We start from the raw sequence: 21,275 nt of genomic DNA, 5'->3' as shown, positions 1-21,275 counted from the left end.
GCCCCACGTCTGCCCGGATCCACAGGAGTTACCCGATGACCCTCGCCACCGGCAACGCCCTCGACGCCAAGGACGCCGTCCTACGGCGGCAGCACAGCCGCGAGTCCTCCGCCCGCACCTACGCCCGTACCTTCCCGATCGTGCCGGTGCGCGCCGAAGGCATGACGGTGGAGGGCGCGGACGGACGGCGCTACCTGGACTGCCTCTCCGGCGCGGGCACCCTCGCGCTGGGCCACAACCACCCGGTCGTCCTGGAGGCGATCCGGCGGACCCTCGACAGCGGCGCCCCGCTGCACATGCTCGACCTCGCCACCGCGGACAAGGACGAGTTCACCAGCGCCCTCTTCGAGAGCCTGCCCAAGGGCTTCGCCGACCGCGCCCGCGTCCACTTCTGCGGCCCCGCCGGCACCGACGCCGTCGAAGCGGCCCTGAAGCTGATGCAGACCGCGACCGGACGGCGGGGCCTGCTCGCCTTCACGGGCGCCTACCACGGGATGACCGCCGGCGCGCTGGCCGTGACCGGCAACGTCGGCGTGAAGGAGCCGCTGCCCAGCGGCGGCGAGGTGACCCGCCTGCCCTACCCGTACGGCTACCGCTGCCCCTTCGGCGTGGGCGGCGAACGCGGCGCGGAACTGTCCGCCGCCTACGTCGAGCGCCTCCTCGACGACCCGGCGGGCGGGGTGCTCCCGCCCGCCGCGATGATCCTGGAGGCCGTCCAGGGCGAGGGCGGCGTCGTCCCGGCCCCCGACGCCTGGATGCGCGAGATGCGGCGGATCACCGCCGAGCGCGGCATCCCGCTCGTCGTCGACGAGGTGCAGACCGGCGCCGGGCGCACGGGCGCGATGTGGGCCGTCGAGCACAGCGGGATCCTGCCGGACGCGATGGTCCTCTCCAAGGCCATCGGCGGCAGCCTGCCGCTGGCCGTGGTCGTCTACCGCGAGGACTACGACGGCTGGCGGCCCGGCGCCCACACCGGCACCTTCCGCGGCAACACCCTCGCCATGGCCGCCGGCGCGGCCACCCTGCGCCACATAGCCGCCGAGGGCCTCGCCGAGCGCGCCGCGCTCGTCGGCGCGAGGATGACGGCCCGCCTGGAGAGCCTGCGCGCCGCGCTGCCGGTCATCGGCGACGTCCGGGGCCGCGGCCTGATGCTCGGCGTCGAACTCGTCGACCCCGCCGCCGAGCCCGACACCTGCGGCGCCCGCCCGGCCGACCCCCACCTCGCCGCACGCGTCCGCGCCGCCTGCCTCAGCCGCGGCCTGATCGTCGAACTCGGCGGCCGCCACGACGCCGTGCTGCGCCTGCTGCCGCCGCTGACCATCACGGACGAGCAGGCCGAAGCGGTCCTCGACCGGCTGGCCGACGCCATCGAGGAAGCGGCGGCGGGCACGGACATCGCGGGGGGCCGGGCGTGACACGCGAAATCCCCACGTCCGGGGACGCCCCTCTCGGGGACAGCGCCGACGCGGAACGCGTCACGAACCTGCCGGCGACGCGCGCGGCAGCGGACGACACGACCGCGCCCGGCGCGTCCGGGGCTGGCGACCCGTCAGGAGTTGGCGCGGGGGCCGGCGTGTCCGCGCTGGCGGCAGGCGCCGCCCTGGCCGGCGGTGTTGCCGGGCCTGGCGCCCTGCGGCCGCTCCTGGACGCCGTGCTGGCCGGCCTCGCCGACGGCGCGGCGCTCCGTGGCGGGCCGCTGCCCGCCGGTGGCCCCGCCGGGGTCGCCGCCTTCGTCGCGGCCGCGCTCGGGGACCGGGACCACCGGGCCGTGAGCGCCACCGGCGAACCGGCCGCGCCGAGCGACCAGGGCCACCCGGGCGAAGCCCTCGCCGACGACGGGAACCACCCGGCCCGAGGCCGCGCCAGCGGACCCGCCGCGTCCGGCGAACCCCCCGCGTCCGGCGAGGACGTCCTCCGCCGGCTCACCACCCTGCTCGCCCGGGGCAGTGCCGACCCCGCCGACCCCGCCTGCGCGGCCCATCTCCACTGCCCGCCGCTCGCCCTCGCGGTCGCCGCCGACCTCGCCGTCAGCGCCCTCAACCCCTCCCAGGACTCCTGGGACCAAGCACCCGCCTCGACCGAGCTCGAGACCGCCCTGGTGCGCGACCTCGCCGCCCTCGTCGGCTACGACCCGGCGACGGCCGCCGGCGTGATCACTTCCGGTGGCACCGAGTCCAACCTCATGGGCCTGATGCTCTCCCGCGACCACGCCCTCGGCCGGGCCGGCGGCCACGCCACCGAACTCGGCGGACTGCCCCGGGACCTGAGCCCCCGGATCTTCGCCTCCGAGGCCGCCCACTTCTCCGTCCAGCGCGCCGCCGCCGTGCTCGGCCTGGGGGAACGGGCCGTGACCGCCGTGCCCGTCGACCGCGACCTGCGCATGGACCCCGCCGCCCTGGACGTGCTCCTCAAGGAGGCCGTCGGCCGGGGCGAGACGCCGGTGGCCATCGTGGCCACCGCCGGCACCACCGACACCGGCGGCATCGACCCCCTGCCGCAGATCGCCGACATCGCCGAACGGTACGGCGTCTGGCTCCACGTGGACGCCGCCTACGGCGGCGGGGCGCTGCTCTCCGACCGGCTCGCCCCCCTCCTGGCGGGCGTCGAACGCGCCGACTCCCTCTCCCTCGACTGGCACAAGCTGGGCTGGCAGCCCGCCCCCGCCGGAGTCTTCCTGGTCCGGCGCGCCGAGACCTACGCCCCCCTGGCCCGCCGCGCCGTCTACCTCAACCCGGCCGACGACGAGGAAGCGGGCTACCCCAGCCTCCTGGGCCTCTCCCTGCGCACCACACGCCGCCCCGATGCCTTCAAGATCGCCGCGACCCTGGCGGCACTGGGCCGCGCCGGACTGGGCCGGCTCGTGGACACCTGCCACGACCTCGCCCACCACGCCGCGGCCACGGTCCGGGCCCACCCGCTGCTGGAGCTCCACACCACCCCGGTGCTCACCACCGCCGTCTTCCGCTACCGGCCCGCCTCCGGCCTCCCCGCCGACGCGGACCGCGTCAACGCGGCGCTGCGCCGCCGCCTGCTGACGGAGGGCCGGGCGGTCGTCGGCCGCACGGAACTCCCCGGCCGGGGCCCGGGCCGCGTACGGCTCAAGCTCACCCTGCTCAACCCGCACACCACCCCCGCCCAGGTGGACGCCCTGCTGTCCGCCGTCGTGGCCGCCGGGCAGGCGGAGGAGCGCGACGAGACCGAACGCGCCGGGGAACCGGAGGAGGTCCTGGACGGGGTACCGGCCTACAGCCTGTCTGACAAACCATCACCTTGTGGATTCACGGAGTCAGAAGAGCATCAAGCCAAGACGACTGCGGTGCGGTAGCGGTCGGTGAGTTGGTGGCGGACAGGTCCACGGCGAGGTCCGACAGGGCCAGGTTGAGGGCCGAGACGGAGGCGACCACCAGGACGAGGGCCAGGCACATGGAGAACAGGACGCCGCGGTGGCCCGGCCCGGCCTCCGGCGGCCTCCTCGGATGTCTGGAGGGGAGTGCTGGGAGAGGTCGTCATGGCGGGTTACGTCCCTTGGATCAGGGTGGCCGGTCGGTGGTGAGGCGGCGAGCCTCGATTTCCGATGAGAGCATCAACTTCGATGGAGTCGGCCAAGATGGAGCGTGTCCTGGCCGACTGTCACCGTTTCGGGGGCGCGGAACCCGTGGGGGTTCTGGCCTGGGGCCGTGATGGCCTGGCGGCGTCATGCGCTGGCGGTGGGTGCGCCGGTTCGGAAGGTGACGTTGTCGCCGGCGAGCTGGGCTTCCAGGCCGCTCGCGCTCGCCCGGAGGGCGTCGAGGTGGAGGCCCTGGGGGATGTTGTGCAGGGGAATCGGCTGGTCGAAGATCTTCGCGAGCAGTTGCGTCCCGGCGTCGGGCAGGTCGCCGGCCGTCAGGTGGACGTCGGTGAAGACGATGGTGTTGGCGGCGCCTGCGGAGACCTTGGCGGTGACGGTGCTGACCCCGACCAGGGGCAGGAGGACCTGTGCGTCGACGTAGCCGGGCCGGTCGCCGGCGGTGATGCCGAGGCCAAGGGCGCTGGAGAGGTCGTCGTAGGACAGGAAGGCGCCGGCCTTGGCGGAGTCGGCACGGGCCGCCTGCTCGTCGCCCGACCGCCGCACGCCGGTGAGGTCGAGGTCGAGGCGGGTGACGGGCAGACGGTCGTCGGTGGGGGCGGCGGGGATGCCGTGGGCGGTGATACCGACGTGGTTCAGGCGTCCGGCGACGACCTGGCTCAGGACGGGGAAACCGTCGATGGTGACCTGGGGCGCCCGGGGGGTGCCGGTGGCCTGCTGGAAGGCATCGGCCGTGCAGTGCTGGATGTACTGGGCAACTGCGCGGTCGGCCCCGGTCACACCGAGCGCGAGGGCCACGAGGGTCGCCGCGGCGACGAGGACCGGGTGGCGGCGCGCCGCTGCGAGGGGCATGACGGGCACGAGGGCTCCTTGTTTCTGGCCGCTACGGCCGGTCGGCGGTGGACGCGTTGAGCAGGTCCGTGTCCCTGTCCAGGGCTGTGGCCTGCTGCCTCGTGGCAGCCTCGGGCTCGGCGGACCAGTGGGGCTGCGCGGCGGCGGCCTGGGCCTTCCGGCCGGGGCGCGGTGCGATCACGGCGCAGACGATGGCGGCGACCGCCAGGATCGCCGCGATGACTTCCATCGCCGAGGTGAAGCCGGACATGAAGGCGTCGCGGACGGCGGCGGCCAGCGCGGGCCCCTGGGCCCCGAGGTGGGCCGCGACTTCGAGTCCGCCGGCGGCGGAGTGGTGCACGGTCTCGGCGGCCTGGGCGGGCAGGCGGGAGAGGTCTTCGGGCAGTGCGGAGCGGTAGTGGCTGGAGAACACCGAGCCCATCAGCGCGATGCCGATCGCGGAGCCGACCTCGCGGGCGGTGTCGTTCATGGCCGAGGCCACCCCCTGGCTGTCGGGGCCGAGGGAGTCGACGATGGAGCTGGTGCCGGTGGCACTGGTCAGGCCGATACCGGCCCCGGCGAGGACCAGGGCGCCGAGGAAGGGCAGGTAGCCGCTGTCGGCGTGCAGGAGGGTCAGCCAGAACATGCCGCCGGCCAGGCACAGCAGGCCCGCGGGCATGACGGCCTTGACGCCCAGGCGCTGGGCCAGGCGCGGCGTGACCACTGAGGTGGGCAGGACGACGGCCGCGACCGGTATCAGTGCGACCGCGCTGTGCAGCGGGCTGTAGCCGAGGATCAGCTGGAGGAACTGCAGGCCGACGAAGAAGAACCCGAAGACGGCCATGAACTGCACCAGGATCGCCACCGTGCCCGCCCCGAAGCCGCGCAGTCCGAACAGGCGCGGGTCCAGCAGCGGGTGGCGGCTGCGCAGGCCCAGGACCACGTACGCGGCCAGCGCCACCACGGCGACCGCGAACGCGGCGAGGACCTCCGGGCGGGTCCAGCCCCGGTCGTTGCCCTCGATGATCCCGTAGACCAGTGCCCCCACCGCCAGTGCGGTGGTGGCCGCCCCGGGGAAGTCGAAGTGCTCCTTCACCGAGCTGCGCGTCTCCGGGGCCAGCAGCAGCGCGGCGAGCGCGCACGCCATCGCGGTGGCCCCGCTGGCCCAGAAGATCGATTTCCAGGAGAACTGCTCCAGCAGGCCGCCGGCGGCGAGCATGCCGATGATCGCCCCGGCCGCGGCGAAGCCGGACCAGATCGCGACCCCGCGGTCCTTCCTGTCCTTGGGGAGGACCGCGGTGATCGTCGACAGCGTCCCCGGCATGATCATGGCCGCGCCCAGGCCCATCACCACCCGGCACGCGATCAGGTGCGAGGTGGAGGAGGAGCAGGCCGCGAAGACCGCGGCGGCGGCGAATACCACGTTCCCGGCGATCAGGACCTTGCGGCGCCCGATCCGGTCACCGAGCGCGCCCAGCGGCAGCACCAGCGCGGCCAGGGCCACGGTGTAGCCGTCGGCGATCCAGGTCAGCGCCGAGTTGGTGGCGCCCAGTTCCACGGCGAGGTCCGGCAGGGCCAGGTTCAGTGCGGAGACCGAGGCCACGACCAGGACGAGGGAGAGGCACATGGCGAAGAGCACGCCGCTCTGGCCGCCACGACCCGTTCGGACAGCGGAGCTGTTGCTCTCGAGCATCTTCATGAACCCATCGTAACTGATGCTTTCATCAGTTACGAGGGAACGATCAGCGAACAATCAATCCAGGCCCAGGGTGCGCCCGCACGGCCGGGGATGCGGCAGGCCCCCGCGCCGTGGAACGGTGCGGGGGCCTGGATGGGTGCGCGGCCGACGGCGCGCCGGGGTCAGGGGAGGTCAGGGAGGGGGCGGGTGGCGATCTCGTGGGCCTCGTCGGCAGGGAGGCCGAGCATGCGCAGGATCATCTCGGCCATCTGCTCGCCGGCCTCTGCGTCGAGGTCGCGCGTCGAGTTGAGCTGAAGCAGGCCGATCAGCGCGCCGCCGACGGCGGACCGTGCCACGAGCGGGTCTTCGAAGGTGAAGCGGCCGGACGCCTTGCCGATCTCCAGGTCGCGCAGGGCCCGCGGCCCGAGCCCGGTGGCGGCGTTGATGTGCGGCAGGCCGCGCAGGCGCAGGATCTGGGTGATCTCGGGGTGCGAGGCGGCCAGCCGCAGCGTGAGGCGGATGCTGGCGGCGAAGACCGCGGCCGGGTCGTCGATGCCCGCGGTGACGCCGTCGAGCAGTTGGCCGTACTCCTCCAGGGCGTCGCCGACCGCGGCGTCGAACAGGTCGTTCTTGGTCTCGAAGTGGTTGTAGAACGTGCCGAAGCCCACGTCGGCGCGTTCGGCGATCTCCTGGATGCTGGCCGAGGTCTCGCCGGTCTCGGCCAGGATCTGCCGCGCGGCGGCGATCAGCGCCTGGCGGGTGCGCGCTCGGCGGCGCTCGAAGCGGTTCGCGCTCGCGGGGCCGTCGGTGGTGTCGAGCTGGTTCGGCATACCGCCAGTCTAGGCACGTTCAGATCTGATGACTCCATCACTCGAACTCTTGACGATTACCCCGCCAAGACTGATGCTGCTATCAGTTCAGATATTCCCATCAGAAGCGTGTTCGTTCGAGCCACCACTGACGGAGCCCCCTCATGTCGAACGACCGAGCCCGCCCGGCCGGGCCCGCCACCGCCCACCAGGACCTGCACAGTGAGCACGGGGCGCTGCGCGGGGAACACCCCGGCCGTGCCCGGCAGCCCGTGATCAAGGTGGCGGACCTGGCCTGGCTGGAGTTCGAGAAGCCCGACCTGGCCCGCGCCGAGGTGTTCGCCCGCGACTTCGGCTTCGCCGTCGCCGCGCGCACCGGCCGGGCACTGTACCTGCGCGGCACCCTGCCCGGCTCGGCGTGCGTGGTGCTGCGCCACGGCCGCACCTCGCGGTTCCTCGGGCCGGTGTTCCGGGCCGCCGAGCGCGCGGACCTGGACCGGCTGGCCCGGGCCACCGGCCGTCCGGTCCGCGACCTCGGGGAGTTCGGCGGCGGGCAGGTCGTGGACCTGACCGACCCGTCCGGCTTCCCGGTCCGCGTCGTCCACGGCACCGAGCAGCTCCCGGCCCTGCCCGAACAGCCCCCGCTCCTGCTCAACTTCGGCGGGGAGCGGGCCCGGACCAACGCCACCCAGCGCCCGCCGCGCGAACCGGCCCGCATCCAGCGGCTGGGCCACGTCGTGCTGGAGACGCCGAGGTTCGGTCAGGCCCTGGACTGGTACCTGGAGACCCTCGGCCTGATCGTCAGCGACTTCCTGTTCCTGGACGGCCAGCGCGGACGCGGGCCCACCATGGCGTTCGCCCGCTGCGACCAGGGCAGCACCCCGGTCGACCACCACACCCTCGCGATGCACCTGGGCCCGCGCACCGGCTACGTCCACTCCGCCTACCAGGTCACCGACCTCGACGCGATCGCCGCCGGCGGGCAGTACCTCGCCGAGCGCGGCTACAAGCGCAGCTGGGGCATCGGCCGGCACATCCAGGGCAGCCAGCTCTTCGACTACTGGCGCGACCCGGACCGCCTGATGGTCGAGCACTTCGCCGACGGCGACCTGTTCTCCTGCGACCTGGAACCGGGCTGGGCCCCGATGTCCGCGTCCGGACTGGCCCAGTGGGGCCCGCCGGCCACCCGCGACTTCCTCGGCGCCGGCCCCACCCCCGCCCTGCTCCGCGAGGTCGTTCGCGCGCTGCGCGCCGACAACGAGATCGACCCCGGCCGTCTGCTGGGCCTGATGAAAGCGATGAACCGATGAGCGTCAATGTCCTGCGCACCGCCGACGGCTGGTACGCCATCCGCGAGCAGCGCGCCCTCCGGGTGCAGACCACGGCCGCCACCACCGCCGAACTGCTGGCCGACCGGGACTCCGTCACCGCCGCCCTGCACAGCGCCGACGCGGGCGTGCCGGTCGCCGACCTCGCGGTGCTCTCGCCGGTCACCCCGGGGCGCCGGGTCGTGGCCCAGATGGCGAACTTCGTCTCGCACGCGGCCGATGCGGGCCTCGACCCGCAGAGCGTTCCGCTCACCTTCTTCCGCAAGGCGTCCGGGTCGATCAGCGGCCCGTACGAGGACATCGTCAAACCCGCCCACGTCCGGCTGCTCGACTACGAAGTGGAGATCGGCCTCGTCATCGGCGCACCTATGCCGGCCGGAACCGAGGTCACCGCCGCGAACCTCGCCGACCACATCGCCGCCCTGGTGGTCACCAACGACGTCTCCGCCCGGGACCTGCAACTGCCCAAGACCCAGTTCTACGAGGCCAAGTCCTACCCCACCTTCACCCCCACCGGACCCGTGCTGGTGCTACTGGAGGAAGGCGACCTCGACCGGTTCGCCGAGCTGCGGCTGCGCCTGTGGGTCAACGGGGACCTGCGGCAGGACATGCCCGCCTCCGACATGATCTACCGGCCCCTCGAAACCCTCCGGGCATTGACCCGCTTCCAGCGGCTGGACCCCGGCGACCTGCTGCTCACCGGCACCCCGGTCGGCACCGCACTCAGCGCGCCGCCCAAGCCGGTCGAGGTCCTGGCCTCGCTGCTGCCGGCCGCGACCAAGTGGCGGCTGTTCTTCAAGGCCCAGGCCAAGAACCCCAAGTACCTGCGGGACGGCGACCTGGTGGAGGCCGCCGTCGCCACCGACGACGGCGCCATCGACCTCGGCTGCCAGCGCACGACGGTGAGGTACGCGCGATGACCGAGGACCTGCTGTGGCCCTGCTACCGCGGCCCCGACGACCTGGCCACGATCGAGGCCGTGCCGCTGGAAGCCCGTGGCCTTCCCGCCTCCACCTACCACTTGCTGGCCCGGGCCGCATGGCTCTGGCCCGACCGCACCGCCCTGACGGTGCTCCCCGAGGCCGAGCGGTGGCTCGGGCCGCTGCGGTACACCTTCGCCGACCTGCTGGCCGAAGTGCACCGCTACGCCAACGTCATGCACCGGTTCGGGGTCCGCCGCGGCACCCCGGTCGCGCTGATGGCGCCCAACTGCGCCGAGCTCATCCCCGCGACGCTCGCCGCGCAGCTCGGCGGCATCGCCGCGCCGCTCAACGGCGCTCTTGCCCCCGCGCACCTGGCCGAGCTGCTGCGGCGCTCCGGCGCCCGGGTCCTCGTTGCCGCGGGCCCGGAGCTGGCCCCGGACCTGTGGGCGAAGCTGCCCGAGCTGGCCGAAGGGCTCGACGCGGTCCTGGTGCTTCGGCCCACGGCGGCTGTTGGCGATCCCGCGCCGCTGCCGCGGATCGACGGGGTACGCATCGCCTACCTCGCCGACCTGGCCCGGGCCGAGGAGGCGTCCGCATTCACGGGAGAACCGCCCCGGCCGGGCGACCTGGCCGCGTTCTTCCACACCGGCGGCACCACCGGCATCCCGAAGCTCGCCGCCCACACCCACGCGAACGAGGTCGCGAACGCCTGGATGATCGCCGCCAACTCGCTGCTCGACGGCGACGCCGTCGTCTTCGCCGCCCTGCCGCTGTTCCACGTCAACGCCCTCGTGGTCACGCTGCTGGCGCCGCTGTTCAAGGGCCAGCAGGTGGTGTGGGCGGGTCCGCTCGGCTATCGCGAACCCGCCCTGTACGGGGAGTTCTGGTCGATCGTCGAGCACTACGGCATCGCCGCGATGAGCGCCGTGCCGACCGTCTACCAGGTGCTCGCCCAGTGCCCGGTCGGCACGGCGGACATCAGCAGCCTGCGGTACGCCATGGTCGGCGCGTCGCCGCTGCCCGACGCCGTCCGAACCGCATTCGAGGCCCGCACCGGGGTGACGCTGGTCGAGGGCTACGGCCTGACCGAGGCCACCTGTGCCAGCGTCCGCAGCTTCCCCGACGCGCCGCGCCCCGGCACGGTCGGGCAGCGCATGCCCTACCAGCAGGTGAAAGTCGTCCACCCGGAATCGGGGGCAGGGCTGCCCGCCGGGCGGACCGGCCTGCTTGCGATCGCCGGCCCGACCGTGTTCGCCGGCTACGTCACCGGCCGCGACACCCAGGGCCGTCCGGTCCTCGACGGCCTCGGCAAGCTCGTGGACGGCTGGCTGGACACCGGCGACCTGGCCCGCCTCGACACGGACGGGTTCGTCCACCTGGCCGGCCGCGCCAAGGACCTGATCATCCGTGGCGGCCACAACATCGACCCGGCCGTCATCGAGCACGCGCTGCTCGCCCATCCGCACGTCACCGGCGCCGGCGCGGTCGGACGCCCGGACCCGCACGCGGGCGAGGTCCCGGTCGCGTACGTGACCCTCGCCCCGGAGACGGACGTGACCGAGGACGAGCTCCGCCAGTGGGCCGCCGAACGCGTCCCGGAACGCGCGGCCGCACCGAAGTCCGTCACCGTCCTCGCCGCCCTGCCGGTGACCGACGTCGGCAAGCCCCACAAGCTCGCCCTGCGAGCCGACGCCACCCGACTCGCCGTCGCAGAGGCCCTGGCCGGCCACGGCCACGGCATCGAAGTCGACGCGGCGGTCGAGGACGGGTCCGTCCTCGTGTCCGTCACTCCCGGCACCGGTGACCGCGAGGCCATCAGCGCGGTCCTCCTCCAGTACGCCCTGCGCTGGACCTGGTCCCGGCCGACATTCGGGCCGGTGACATCATGACCGCCGATACCGTCCCGGTCGTCGTCATCGGCGCCGGCCCCACCGGGCTGACCGCGGCGACACTGCTGGGCCAGTACGGCATCGAAACCCTCGTGCTGGACCGCTGGGAGTCGGTCTACCCACTGCCGCGGGCGGTCCACCTCGACGACGAGATCTACCGGCTGCTCGCCCGCCTCGGCGTCGCCGAGGAGTTCGCCACCATCTCCCGCCCCGCCCACGGCCTGCGACTCCTGGACCGCGACCTGCGGCTGCTGGCCGAGTTCCGGCGCGGCGCCGCCCTCGGGCGCCACGGTCATCCCGAGGCCAGCATGTTCGACCAGCCCCAACTGGAGGAGCTGCTGCGCGCCAACCTCGAACGGCACCCGACCGTCACCCTGCGCGGCAACGTGGACGTCACCGCGATCGAGCAGTCCGACGGCGACCCGGCGCGAGTACGGTTCACCGACCGGACCACCGGCGAGGCCGACACCGTGACCGCCGGGTATGTGCTCGGCTGCGACGGCGCGAACAGCCTGACCCGCAGGGCGATCGGCTCCACCATGCACGACCTAACTTTCACCCAACGCTGGCTGGTCGTCGACATCGCGACCGACGCCGACCTGCACCAGTGGGAAGGCGTGCACCAGGTCTGCGACCCGGTACGCGCGGCCACCTACATGCGCATCGGCGAGCGCCGCTACCGCTGGGAGTTCCAGCTCCTTCCCGGTGAAAGTGCCGACGACTACCGCGACACGACCCGCCTGCACCCCCTCGTCCGGCCCTGGACCGGAGACCTCCCCGCAGACGAGCTGGAGATCGTGCGCACGGCCGAGTACACCTTCCGCGCGCAGATCGCCGACCGCTGGCGCGGGCAGCGGCTCTTCCTGCTCGGCGACGCCGCCCACCTCACCCCGCCCTTCATCGGCCAGGGCATGGGCGCCGGCCTGCGCGACGCCGCCAACCTCACCTGGAAGCTCGCCGCCGTCCTCGACGGCCGCCTCCCCGCACACGTGCTGGACAGCTACGAGACCGAACGCAAGCCCCATGCCCGCTCGATGATCAACCTCGCCAAGCTGGTCGGCACCGCCATGACCGCCGGCGGGGACACCGGCATCAGGTTGCGCCGCATCCTCGCGCCCCATCTGCACCGGCTCCCCGGCCTGAGCAACCGCATCCTCGACAGCCGGACCCCGGCGCTGCACCGCTCAGCCCTGGTCGACCGCGGACGGCTCGGCCTCGGCCTCGCGGGACGACTGTGCCCCAACGCCCAACTGCCGGACGGCCGGCGCTTCGACGACCTGGCCGCGGGCCGCTACGCGCTGGTCACCCTCGTACCCGTCACCCCCGCGCTGCGCTCCGAGATCCACCACCGAGGTGGTGTCCTGGTCACCGCCTCGCCCGGCACCGCTCTGCACCGCTGGCTCCGCCGGGGCCGCATCGCAGCGGCGCTGGTTCGCCCCGACGGCACCGTCCAACGCACCATATCTGACCCGAAGGCCCTGGGCGGGCTGCTGTCCGCGTCGAGCTCCTGCGGGCGCGTCCGGGGGTGATTCCGTGTCAGGGCGAGGCGTTGACGGACGCGGCGTGGGAGCGGATCGGACCTCTGTTGCCGAAGCAGGGCGGACGTGGCCGTCCATGGCGTGATCACCGCCAAGTGGTCAACGGCGTGCTGTGGCGGCTGCGGACCGGTGCTCCCTGGCGCGATCTCCCCGAACGGTACGGGCCGTGGCAGACCGTCTACGAGCGGTTCGCCCGTTGGGAAGTGGACGGGATCTGGGCGACGTTGCCGGAGTACCTCCTGGTTCGCGACGACGCGGTGGGCCGGGTGGACTGGACCGTTTCTGTCGACTCCACCATCAACCGAGCCCACCAGCACTCGGCCAGCGCCCTCAAAAGGAGGGCCGCAGACGGGGGCACCCTGGAAGATCCAGGCTCTTCGCAGACGCGCCAGGCTCTCGGCCGCTCCCGTGGAGGCCTCACCACCAAGATTCACCTCGCCATCGACGGCCGCGGCCTTCCGCTGTCCATCGTGCTCACGCCGGGCAACATCAACGACGCCACAGCTTGCGGCCAGGTCCTCGACAGCATCCGCATCCCGCGTACCGTGACGGGACGACCTCGCACGACACCGGCACGGCTACTGGGCGAAAAAGCGTATTCCAGCTGGGCGATACGCCACTTGCTGCGGCGCCGGGGCATCGCTGCCACGATCCCCGAACGCCGCGACCAGATGGCCAACCGGCGACGTCGTGGGGACCAGGGCGGTCGCCCACCCGCCTTCGACAAGAACATCTACCGCACCCGCAACGTAGTCGAACGATGCTTCGCCCGCCTCAAGCAGTTCCGTGCCATCGAACAACGAGGTTCGACAAGCTCGCCGAACGCTACCGAGCTGGGATTGTCATAGGCGCTCTGATCTTGTGGCTGCGAGAACCCGTCGGCTGATTATTTGTCAGACAGGCTCTGGGGCCCGACAGGTGCGGCGCCTCCGCGCGCCGAACGGCGCGCGGAGCGCGTTCACGCCCGCGCGTGCCCGTAGCGCGCGCTGAGCGTCGCGAGATCCGGTTCGCCGAACCGGGTGCGGAGATCGTTGAAGACGCCGACCTTGTCCTCGCCGAACCGCCGCACGTGGACGGCGTAGGAATCGGCGGAGAGGAACTTCGGCGGCGTGCTCTTCGTATGGAACTTGTCCGCGTACATCACCAACTGCTCCTCGCCGGTCTCGGCCAGATAGTCGGCGACGGGCAGGTCCAGTTTCTGGCGATGGACGTCCTCCCGGGAGATGCCCACCCCGGTATGGCACGAACAGAACCGGCACAGCCGCTCAGGGAACCCCTCACCCCGCAGGATCTCGTGCCCGAGGACGCCGTGCCGGACGTAGTCGCGCGTATCGAGCCGCCCCGACGCGTCGAAGAGCCGGTAGACGCCGATGTCGTGCAACAGCGCCCCGGCGCGCACGAGATCGGCATCCAGCTGGGGACCGGTACGCGGGAGCAGCTGCTCCGCGATATGGCTGACGATCTCGCAATGCGTGTGGACGAGTTCCAGCGCGGCCGGCGTCGGCGCGTACTTCTCGTGCAGCGCGCGTATCTCCCGCGCCGTGGGAACGATCATCCGGGCAGCCTAGCAATTCAGTGGTTTGCGTTCTTGCGGAGGAACTCGACCAGCCGTGCGTAACTGTCGTCGCCGTGCCCGGCCGCGATCGCGCGGCTCGTCAGTTGCTGAAGGAAATCCGGCAGGCCCGGCTCCACGCCGCGCAGTTCGCTCGCGTGACCGAGGAGCTTCATCATCGAATGGTGGAGGGTCAGGGGGAATTCGCCCCCCGGATAGCGGCCCGCGTCGATCTGCGGGGCGTAGGCGTTCATGAAGGAGCCGACGCTCTTCATCCAGTGGTTGACCACGTCCGTGAAGTCCGTCGCCGTCACCCCGCCACCGGGGCCCTCGGCGCCGATGAGCGCCACGCTGTGCAGCCAGCCCGTCAGCGTGGACCACAGCAGGCCCAGCAGCGCGCTGTCGTAGACGGACGGCAGGGCCGGGTCGGTGCCCAGGTGCACCGGGTGGCCCAGCGCGGCGAGCGTCTCGCGGTGCTGGTCGAAGGCGGCGCGCGGGCCGCTGTAGAGCTGGAGGAAGTCCGGATCGCCGATGCCCGACGGCGTCGACATGAGCGCGCCGTCGAGATAGGCGATGCCGTGCCGCTCCGCCCAGGCGGCCGTCTCCCGCGCCTGCGGCGGCGAGCCCGAGGTGAGGTTGACGAGCGTGGAGCCCGCGAGGCCGGCGGTCAGCGGGCCGAGGACGTCGTGGGCCGCGTCGTACGCCGTCACGCAGATCACGACCAGCGGGCTCGCCGCCACGGCCTGGGCGGCCGACGGCGCCTCCACGGCGCCGCGCTCCATCAGGGCGCCGGCCCTGCCCGCGGTCCGGTTCCAGACGGTCGTACGGTGGCCGGCCGCCGTAAAGGCCCCGGCCAGTGTCGCCCCCATCGCCCCCAGCCCGAGGACGGTCACTTTCGAACCCACGATTCCCCCCTATTTCGTGAAGTCAAATGAGAATGGAGAAACGTGCCCTTGTGTAGGCATCTTCACCGATTCTCCCCGCGCCGCGATCCGTCTATCCACGCGGAATGACATGAGCGGACGACACCGGACGGCACACCAGTACCCTCCGGTCCGCCCGGCCCCGTCCTGCCCCGCCCTGCTCAGGATTTTCCGCGGGAATTCCTGGACGCCACGTACGCCCCCATGTAATCCGTCCAGATCCGGGCCGGGAAGACGCTTCCACGCCGTGAATCCGCACCGCCCACATCCGACATGGGCAGCAACTGGGGCTCGTCCGGCTTCGTACGGAACATGGTCACCGCCGTGGACAGCTCCTCCGTGGAGCCGACGAACCACGCCGATCTGAGCCGGTCCTGGTCCCCGGTCCGGCCCGCCGCGAACGGGCCGACGGCCCGGGCGGTGCGCTCGTCGACGCCCTGCGCGTCCCCGACGCTCCGCTCCCCGGCCTCGCGCAGGGAGTCCGCGACCTCGGTCGCCACGTCCTCGGGCAGCGCCCGGCTCGCCTTCGCCCTGCTCTCGAAGCCGCCGACGGACCGGCCGTCCTTCACCAGCTTGGTCACCGAGTACGGGTCGTTCTGCAGCCCGCGGTTGACGAAGGTGCCGTAGCCGGCCGCCACGCGGATCGCGCTGGGAGTGGAGGTGCCGATGGGGAAGGTGTCGTCCAGCGGGGCCAAGCTGTCCCTCAGTAGTCCGGCGGCGACGGCGGTGTCCCGCACCCGCTCCAGCCCCACGTCCCGGCCGAGCCGTGCGTAGGTGGCGTTGCCCCCGGTGGCCAGGGCCTGGCGGAGCGTGGGGTGGGCGTCGTCGGGCCCGGGGGCGTCACCGGACGGCTGGACGAGCGTGCCGTCGTCCCCGTAGTGGCTGCCGGAGGTCACCTCTTGCCGCTCGCCGTCCCGCGAGGCGCGCGCGCCGTGCCGCAGGGCGGCGGCGAGGACGAACGGCTTGAAGGCGGAGCCGGCCGGAACGCCGGCGGTGTCGGCGTTGTTGACGAACCGCTTGGTGGCGTCCGGGCCCCCGTACAGCGCGAGCAGCGCACCGTCCGAGGGCCGCACCGAGGCGGCGCCGACCTGGACGTGCGCGTCGGCTTCGCGTTTCTTCGGGTCGATGTCCCGCTCCAGCACGTTCTCCACCGCCTTCGTCAGCTGACGCGTCCGGTCCTTGTCGAACGTGGTGTGGATCCGGTAGCCGCCGTGGGCGAGGTCCTGGTCGGTGAGGAGGGCGCGCTGTTTGATGTATTTGTTGACGACGTCCACGAGATAGCCGGTCTGCCCGCCCAGGCTGGTCGACGTGGACTTCTTGAGCGGCTCGGGGAACGTCCGGTACCGCTCCCGTTCCTCGCGCGGCATCCGGCCGGTCGCGACCTGCCGGTCGAGGATCCACGCCCAGCGCTCCCGCGCCCGCTCGTGGTTCTTCGGCCCCGCGGAGGGGTCGTACAGCTCGGCGCCCTTCAGCAGCGCGGCCAGCAGAGCACTCTGACTGGGATTCAGCTGTTTCGCGGGAATGCCGTAATAGGCCTGGGCGGCCGCGTCGATCCCATAGGCGCCGCGCCCGAACCAACTGGTGTTGAGATAGCCCTGAAGAATCTCCTGTTTGCTCTTCGACCGGTCCACCTTCAGCGCGATGACGAACTCCTTGGCCTTGCGGGAGACGGTCTTCTCCTGCGAGAGATAGGTGTTCTTCACATACTGCTGGGTGATGGTCGAGCCGCCCTGGGTCTCTTTCCCCTGGACCGTACTGGCCACGGCCCGCGCCAAGCCCTTGAAGGACACGCCGGAGTCACGGTAGAAGCTCTCGTTCTCGGCGGCTATCACCGCGTTCTGGGCGGAACCCGGCACGTCCGACAGCCGGATGATGGTCCGGTTGAGGGCACCGGTGCTCACCATCTGCGTACCGTCGGACCAGTAGTAGATATTGGCCTCCTGACGGGCCGCCATGTTCTCGTCGGGGATGTCGACGCTCGCGTACACATAGGCGAACAGCCCGGCCGTCCCGCCCGCGCCGAGGACGAACACGGCCGAAGTCAGCCGCCACGACGGCAACCATCGCCGCACGCCGCGTCTGCCCCGGCGCGGATAGTCGACGAACCGCCGCCCGGCCGCCGCTCCTTCCTTCCCTCGGCTGCGGCTGTGACTGCGCGGACGTGACGTGTGCCGGTGTTTGCTCAAGGGCCGGTCGCTCCTCGAAGAGATGGCTCGTGCTGACGTCGGTGTGATCGTTTGTGATCACTGAGATGACGTCGAGCGATACCGGGTTGACCAGCACTTCATGAGCATTGTGTGACAGGAGGGACGGACGGTCCCTACTGGCGTTGGCCGCACGTGGGGCAGAACGTCACGCCGTCCGGCAGCGTGGCCCGGCAGGACGAGCACGACGCCTGCCGCGCGAGTTCGTAGCCGCAGCCGGGACAGAACCGGCCCCCGTGGCACTCGGCGCGGCACCGGGGGCAGACGAGCTGGCGCGTCGTCCGCCCGTCCTGTGCCTTGCCCTGGCGCTGACCCTCGTCGTACGCCTGCTGCGTCACCATGTCGTTGACGCCCCGCTGCCGGGCCGCCATCATCTCGCCCGCGCTGTCCGGGGCGCAGGTGAAGCAGAGGCCCTGCTCCGGGTGCCAGCAGCGGCCGCACACGTATGTGGCGCAGCGCGCGCAGCGGTTGAAGTGGCCCTGGGCCGCGCCGATCGCCCGCTGGAACGCCGCGTCGCGCGCGTTCCCCCAGCCCGAGCCGGCCAGCCCCTCGGCGGCGCTGGTGACGCCCCACCACGCTCTGCCGAGCAGCCCCGGCGCCGTCCCGATGCCCCGGTTGAGCCACCCGGCGAGCCGTCCGCCCCGGTAGGGCTCGAAGGGGGAGCGCCAGGTGTCGTGGCAGCGCCAGCAGTAGAACTCGAACTGGAAACCCGACGCCGTACCGTGCTGCTCGCACAGATCCCGGTAGTTGTTCGCGAAGTAGATCTCCGTGCTCACCCCGTGCTCCCCCATGGACTGGACGGTGGCTCTTCTAGCCCCACGACGCCGGTCATGGCGTCCCCGGTTCTGCCGGCCGGGGTCGCTTGACGGGGGAATTGCCGTTCGAGGTGGTCAACACGGCCGGGCGGGGCGAGGGGCCCGGCCCCGGGTCACGCCCGGAACGCCGCCGGCCGGTCCGGGGACGCCTCGGCGAGAGCCTTGGTGACGGCCTCGACGCCCGCGCGCAGCCCGTAGACGGGGGTGTCGGGCTGCTGGCGCCAGGAGTCGTCGATCCCGCCCGCGTCGACCGTGTCGAAGCCCAGCTCGCCGATGAGCGCGCGGACCGTGCGCTTGGCCGCCTCGTCGTCCCCGGCCACCGGGAGCGCGAGCCGCTCCGGGTCGCCCTCGGGGCGCGGCGCGTCGAGGATGTCCTGGGCGTACGTGCCGTTGAACGCCTTGATCACCGGGTGGCCCAGGTGCCGCTCGACCCAGCGGCTCTCGGTGAGGCCGTCCTCGATGGCGGCGATGAGGCCGTCGCGCTCCTTGGGGTAGTAGTTGTTGGTGTCGATGACCGCGAAGCCCTCCGCGGCCCCGTCGAAGAGGCCGGACGGCAGGTCCGGGACGGCCTTCAGCGGGACGGTGACCACCACGACCTCCGCGCCGCGCGCGGCCTCGGTCACGGTGACGGGCGTGGCGCCCGTCTCCTCGGCGAGCTCCGTGAGGGTGTGCGGGCCGCGCGAGTTGGCCACGGACACCTCGTGGCCGAGAGCGGTGAGACGCCGCGTCAGATTGCCGCCGATGTTGCCGGCGCCGATGATGCCGATCTTCATGGAGCGTCCTTCCGGAAGGGGGCGACCGTGTGTCGCGCCAATGGACAACCTCCTGAGCAGGGGGTCCATTCCGTCCCGTGTGTCAGTGATGTTTCGCCGGCGTGAAACCGGCGGCGACACCCGCGGCCGGGAGCGCGCGCCGTGCGCCCGCCGGGTGCTGGGGTGCGCCGTCCGCGCCTCCTGGCGACCCGGACGACCGCCGGGGTTGCCTGGGGGCGTCACGTGTCTTCGTGACGTCCCTTCGTGCGCGGTGAGATCCGGCGCAGAGAGCGAAGCGAAAGGAAAGGGGAGACGCGCTCGTGATCCATGTCAGCGAAACACTGATCACCCACTCGGTGGAGGAGTTCCTGACCGCCGAGGAGATCGCCCGGCTCAACAAGCTCGTGGACGCCCACCTCGACGAGGTGCCGTGGACGGTCGCGCGGGCGGCGCGCTACGAGGAGCTGTTCCCGGTGCCCGAGGTCCAGGACGTCCTGGCCGAGGCGGCCCGGCGCGCGCTGCCGGCCGTCCGCCGGGTCGCGCCGTCCCTGGCGGGCTGCACTCCGTGGGGGATGTACCAAGGGGCCGTGGGCGACCGCGTCCCGCCCCATCTCCACGGCCTGGACCGGCACGCCTTCGACGGGCCGCGCCGGGTCGCCCGGCTCGCCGTGGTCGTCCGCGCGGCGGAGCTGGGCGGTGACTTCTTCATCGACACCACCAGCTCCGGGAGCGTGTGGTGCGGCGGCGAGGCCGAGCCGCAGGAGACCGACTTCGCCATGGGGATGCACTTCACCCGCCGCCCGGGGCCGGGGCACGGCCTGCAGGAGGCCGACTGGCTCGCCGGCACGCCACGGGCCCGCTGGACGGTCGACGCGCCCGTCGGTACCGCCGTGGTCTACGGGGCGCAGCTCGTCCACGGCGTGACCCCGGTCGTCCGGGGCACCCTGCGCAAGTTCGTCACCAGCCTGACCGAGCCGGCCGGCCACGGTTGAGCCGGCTCCCGCCGGCCGCCCGGCCCGCATGGCCGGGCGTGCCGCCGGCGCGACGCCGTGGACGGCGAAGGACCGCACGTCGCGCGCGCGGCCGAAGCGTTCCGCCCCGCTACCAGGCGACCGGGAGACCCACCGGCCCCCGGATGACGACGTCGGTCTGCCAGCGCACCTCCTCCGCCGGAACCGCCAGCCGCAGCCGGGGGAAGCGGGTGACCAGGTTCGACAGCAGGAGCTCCGCTTCCATCCGGGCCAGCAGTGGCGCCACGCAGTAGTGCGGGCCGTGCCCGAAGGCCACGTGCTGCGGTCCCCGGCGCTCGAAGTCGATCCGGTCCGGGTCGTCGTACACCCGCTCGTCACGGTTGGCGGCGACGTAGGAGACGTAGACGAACTCGCCCGCCCGGATGAGGACTCCGCCGACCTCCACGTCCTCGGTGGCGACGCGCGGCTGCCCGATCGCGTGCTTGTGGGGCACCCAGCGCAGGAGCTCCTCGACGGCCTGGGGGACGAGCGACGGCCGCTCGCGCAGCCGGTCGGCCAGCCCCTCGTGGGTGAGCAGGGCGTACACCATGTTGGCGGCGTTGTTGCGGACGGCGTGCCAGCCGTTGAGCTGGAGGAGGGTGGCGAGGGCGAGGAGTTCGTCCTCGTCGATGCGGCCGGCGGTGACGGCGGCCGCCATCGCGCTCATCAGGTCGTCGCGGGGCGCGACGCGTCGCAGGGCCGCGAGCGCGCGGAAGTAGTCGCGCGCGGACTCCTTGACCCGCTCCACCCGTGCCGCGGCGGCCTCGTCGTGGACCCGGGTGAAGATCACCTGCGTCCACTCGCGCCAGAGCAGCCGGTCCGCGGCGGGCACTCCGATCACCTCGCCGATGATCTCCAGCGGGAACGGCGAGACGACGTGATGGACGAGGTCGGCGGGCGGGCCCGCGCCCTCCAGGTCGTGGATCAGCCGGTCGAGCAGCGTCTGCGCCGGGCCCCGCAGCCGGTCGACGGCGCGCTGGCTGAACGCCGGGGCGACGACGGCCCGTACGCGCGCGTGCTCCGGGGGGTCCGCGTAGCTGACGGCGCGGTCCAGGGGGATGGTGTGCCGGGTCATCTTGGGGGCGGAGCGGCCCAGGATGTCGCGGCTGAAGCGGGGGTCCGAGGTGACGAACCGGACGTCGTCGTACCGGGTCACCAGCCAGCAGTCGCCGTCCCCGTGCGGCACCCGGATGCGCGAGACCGGTGCCCGCGAGAGGGACTCTCGGAGGAAGGGGTCGAAGTCGAGCGCCGGTACGTCGGCGCAGTCGTAGATCCGGGAGCTGTCGAGGTCGGCCACGACGGTCTCCTTGCGAGGAGCAGCTTGTGTCAAAGCTACGCGCACGGGGGTGAAGGACAAGAGAGCCGACGAAAGGATGATTTTAGGAACGTGGCTACCCGGGTTTACTTGACAATTTTAAATGTTGGCTTTTACATCTAAGTGGTTGCTTGAGGACATCA

General features: G+C 72.5%; 17 protein-coding genes. 8 read left to right on the top strand and 9 right to left on the bottom strand.

From position 1 onward, the window contains the following. Nucleotides 1-35: 35 nt before the first annotated feature. Both IE096_RS07330 and IE096_RS07325 read left to right on the top strand, forming a co-directional pair. Nucleotides 36-1,415 carry a diaminobutyrate--2-oxoglutarate transaminase gene (locus IE096_RS07330; protein ID WP_189449875.1) on the top strand — a complete coding sequence of 460 codons (1,380 nt, stop codon included), beginning with the start codon at nucleotides 36-38 and terminating at the stop codon, nucleotides 1,413-1,415. A 158-nt stretch (nucleotides 1,416-1,573) separates the two neighbouring features. Continuing rightward, entirely contained in the window at nucleotides 1,574-3,325 is a 1,752-nt protein-coding gene (locus IE096_RS07325) for a pyridoxal phosphate-dependent decarboxylase family protein (protein WP_229820092.1), read from the top strand. Between the two features lie 369 nt (nucleotides 3,326-3,694). Here the strand turns inward: IE096_RS07325 and IE096_RS07320 are convergent, their stop codons facing one another. The 3 genes from IE096_RS07320 to IE096_RS07310 all read right to left on the bottom strand — a co-directional run bounded on the left by IE096_RS07320 (nucleotide 3,695) and on the right by IE096_RS07310 (nucleotide 6,904). Then, nucleotides 3,695-4,417 carry an LmeA family phospholipid-binding protein gene (locus IE096_RS07320; RefSeq protein WP_229820020.1) on the bottom strand — a complete coding sequence of 241 codons (723 nt, stop codon included), beginning with the start codon at nucleotides 4,415-4,417 and terminating at the stop codon, nucleotides 3,695-3,697. Between the two features lie 31 nt (nucleotides 4,418-4,448). Then, entirely contained in the window at nucleotides 4,449-6,095 is a 1,647-nt protein-coding gene (locus tag IE096_RS07315; RefSeq protein ID WP_189449871.1) for an MFS transporter, read from the bottom strand. A gap of 161 nt (nucleotides 6,096-6,256) precedes the next feature. Continuing rightward, a complete protein-coding gene (locus IE096_RS07310) occupies nucleotides 6,257-6,904 on the bottom strand; it encodes a TetR/AcrR family transcriptional regulator (RefSeq protein WP_189449869.1) in 648 nt (215 codons plus the stop codon). 143 nt (nucleotides 6,905-7,047) lie between these two features. Here IE096_RS07310 and IE096_RS07305 point away from each other — a divergent pair, with 143 nt between their 5' ends. The 5 genes from IE096_RS07305 to IE096_RS07285 all read left to right on the top strand — a co-directional run bounded on the left by IE096_RS07305 (nucleotide 7,048) and on the right by IE096_RS07285 (nucleotide 13,447). After that, entirely contained in the window at nucleotides 7,048-8,193 is a 1,146-nt protein-coding gene (locus tag IE096_RS07305; RefSeq protein ID WP_189449867.1) for a VOC family protein, read from the top strand. After that, nucleotides 8,190-9,131 (top strand): fumarylacetoacetate hydrolase family protein, encoded by a 942-nt coding sequence (locus IE096_RS07300; RefSeq protein ID WP_189449865.1) that lies wholly within the window; start codon nucleotides 8,190-8,192, stop codon nucleotides 9,129-9,131. Before IE096_RS07305 ends, IE096_RS07300 begins: the two co-directional genes overlap by 4 nt. Beyond that, on the top strand, nucleotides 9,128-11,023 hold the full coding sequence (locus IE096_RS07295; RefSeq protein ID WP_189449863.1) for an acyl-CoA synthetase: 1,896 nt from the start codon (nucleotides 9,128-9,130) through the stop codon (nucleotides 11,021-11,023). The genes IE096_RS07300 and IE096_RS07295 overlap by 4 nt, the downstream gene beginning before the upstream one ends. Continuing rightward, nucleotides 11,020-12,552 carry a bifunctional 3-(3-hydroxy-phenyl)propionate/3-hydroxycinnamic acid hydroxylase MhpA gene (gene mhpA / locus IE096_RS07290; protein ID WP_189449861.1) on the top strand — a complete coding sequence of 511 codons (1,533 nt, stop codon included), beginning with the start codon at nucleotides 11,020-11,022 and terminating at the stop codon, nucleotides 12,550-12,552. Before IE096_RS07295 ends, mhpA begins: the two co-directional genes overlap by 4 nt. Beyond that, nucleotides 12,552-13,447, top strand: a protein-coding gene (locus IE096_RS07285) for an IS5 family transposase (RefSeq protein WP_189450872.1) whose coding sequence is annotated in 2 segments (ribosomal slippage) — nucleotides 12,552-13,355 and nucleotides 13,358-13,447 — 894 coding nt in all. Because the reading frame shifts where the segments join, the coding sequence is not laid out codon by codon here. Before mhpA ends, IE096_RS07285 begins: the two co-directional genes overlap by 1 nt. A gap of 72 nt (nucleotides 13,448-13,519) precedes the next feature. On the opposite strand, the gene IE096_RS07280 is transcribed toward IE096_RS07285, so the two are convergent. From IE096_RS07280 to IE096_RS07260, 5 genes are all read right to left on the bottom strand, one after another. Then, complete coding sequence (locus tag IE096_RS07280) at nucleotides 13,520-14,116, bottom strand: HD domain-containing protein (RefSeq protein ID WP_189449859.1); 597 nt, start codon at nucleotides 14,114-14,116, stop codon at nucleotides 13,520-13,522. 17 nt (nucleotides 14,117-14,133) lie between these two features. After that, nucleotides 14,134-15,018, bottom strand: coding sequence for an NAD(P)-dependent oxidoreductase (locus tag IE096_RS07275; RefSeq protein WP_189449857.1), 885 nt, complete (start codon nucleotides 15,016-15,018; stop codon nucleotides 14,134-14,136). Nucleotides 15,019-15,197: 179 nt separating this feature from the next. Next, nucleotides 15,198-17,069 (bottom strand): transglycosylase domain-containing protein, encoded by a 1,872-nt coding sequence (locus IE096_RS07270; protein ID WP_229820019.1) that lies wholly within the window; start codon nucleotides 17,067-17,069, stop codon nucleotides 15,198-15,200. A gap of 287 nt (nucleotides 17,070-17,356) precedes the next feature. After that, the gene (locus IE096_RS07265) at nucleotides 17,357-18,016 is read right to left on the bottom strand and encodes a zinc ribbon domain-containing protein (RefSeq protein WP_229820018.1); all 660 of its coding nucleotides are present in this window, start codon (nucleotides 18,014-18,016) and stop codon (nucleotides 17,357-17,359) included. Nucleotides 18,017-18,168: 152 nt separating this feature from the next. Then, complete coding sequence (locus IE096_RS07260; protein WP_189449851.1) at nucleotides 18,169-18,828, bottom strand: NADPH-dependent F420 reductase; 660 nt, start codon at nucleotides 18,826-18,828, stop codon at nucleotides 18,169-18,171. 299 nt (nucleotides 18,829-19,127) lie between these two features. On the opposite strand from IE096_RS07260, the gene IE096_RS07255 reads away from it, so the two are divergent. Continuing rightward, nucleotides 19,128-19,799, top strand: coding sequence for a hypothetical protein (locus IE096_RS07255; protein ID WP_189449847.1), 672 nt, complete (start codon nucleotides 19,128-19,130; stop codon nucleotides 19,797-19,799). Nucleotides 19,800-19,908: 109 nt separating this feature from the next. Here the strand turns inward: IE096_RS07255 and IE096_RS07250 are convergent, their stop codons facing one another. Continuing rightward, on the bottom strand, nucleotides 19,909-21,114 hold the full coding sequence (locus tag IE096_RS07250; protein ID WP_229820017.1) for a cytochrome P450: 1,206 nt from the start codon (nucleotides 21,112-21,114) through the stop codon (nucleotides 19,909-19,911). Nucleotides 21,115-21,275 lie beyond the last annotated feature (161 nt).

It is taken from the genome of Streptomyces abikoensis (assembly GCF_014648775.1).
GTDB classification, from domain to species: Bacteria; Actinomycetota; Actinomycetes; order Streptomycetales; family Streptomycetaceae; genus Streptomyces; species Streptomyces abikoensis.
Note: the sequence above shows the minus strand (reverse complement) of the source record. Positions and strands in the feature narration are given on the sequence as shown.

Bases quoted from the DNA above. Each gene is read 5' to 3' on its own strand.
- IE096_RS07315 (WP_189449871.1), bottom strand. From the start codon at position 6,095: ATGAAGATGCTCGAGAGCAACAGCTCCGCTGTCCGAACGGGTCGTGGC.
- IE096_RS07280 (WP_189449859.1), bottom strand. From the start codon at position 14,116: ATGATCGTTCCCACGGCGCGGGAGATACGCGCGCTGCACGAGAAGTAC.
- IE096_RS07260 (WP_189449851.1), bottom strand. From the start codon at position 18,828: ATGAAGATCGGCATCATCGGCGCCGGCAACATCGGCGGCAATCTGACG.
- IE096_RS07305 (WP_189449867.1), top strand. From the start codon at position 7,048: ATGTCGAACGACCGAGCCCGCCCGGCCGGGCCCGCCACCGCCCACCAG.
- IE096_RS07320 (WP_229820020.1), bottom strand. From the start codon at position 4,417: ATGCCCCTCGCAGCGGCGCGCCGCCACCCGGTCCTCGTCGCCGCGGCG.
- IE096_RS07330 (WP_189449875.1), top strand. From the start codon at position 36: ATGACCCTCGCCACCGGCAACGCCCTCGACGCCAAGGACGCCGTCCTA.
- IE096_RS07300 (WP_189449865.1), top strand. From the start codon at position 8,190: ATGAGCGTCAATGTCCTGCGCACCGCCGACGGCTGGTACGCCATCCGC.
- IE096_RS07295 (WP_189449863.1), top strand. From the start codon at position 9,128: ATGACCGAGGACCTGCTGTGGCCCTGCTACCGCGGCCCCGACGACCTG.
- IE096_RS07310 (WP_189449869.1), bottom strand. From the start codon at position 6,904: ATGCCGAACCAGCTCGACACCACCGACGGCCCCGCGAGCGCGAACCGC.
- mhpA (WP_189449861.1), top strand. From the start codon at position 11,020: ATGACCGCCGATACCGTCCCGGTCGTCGTCATCGGCGCCGGCCCCACC.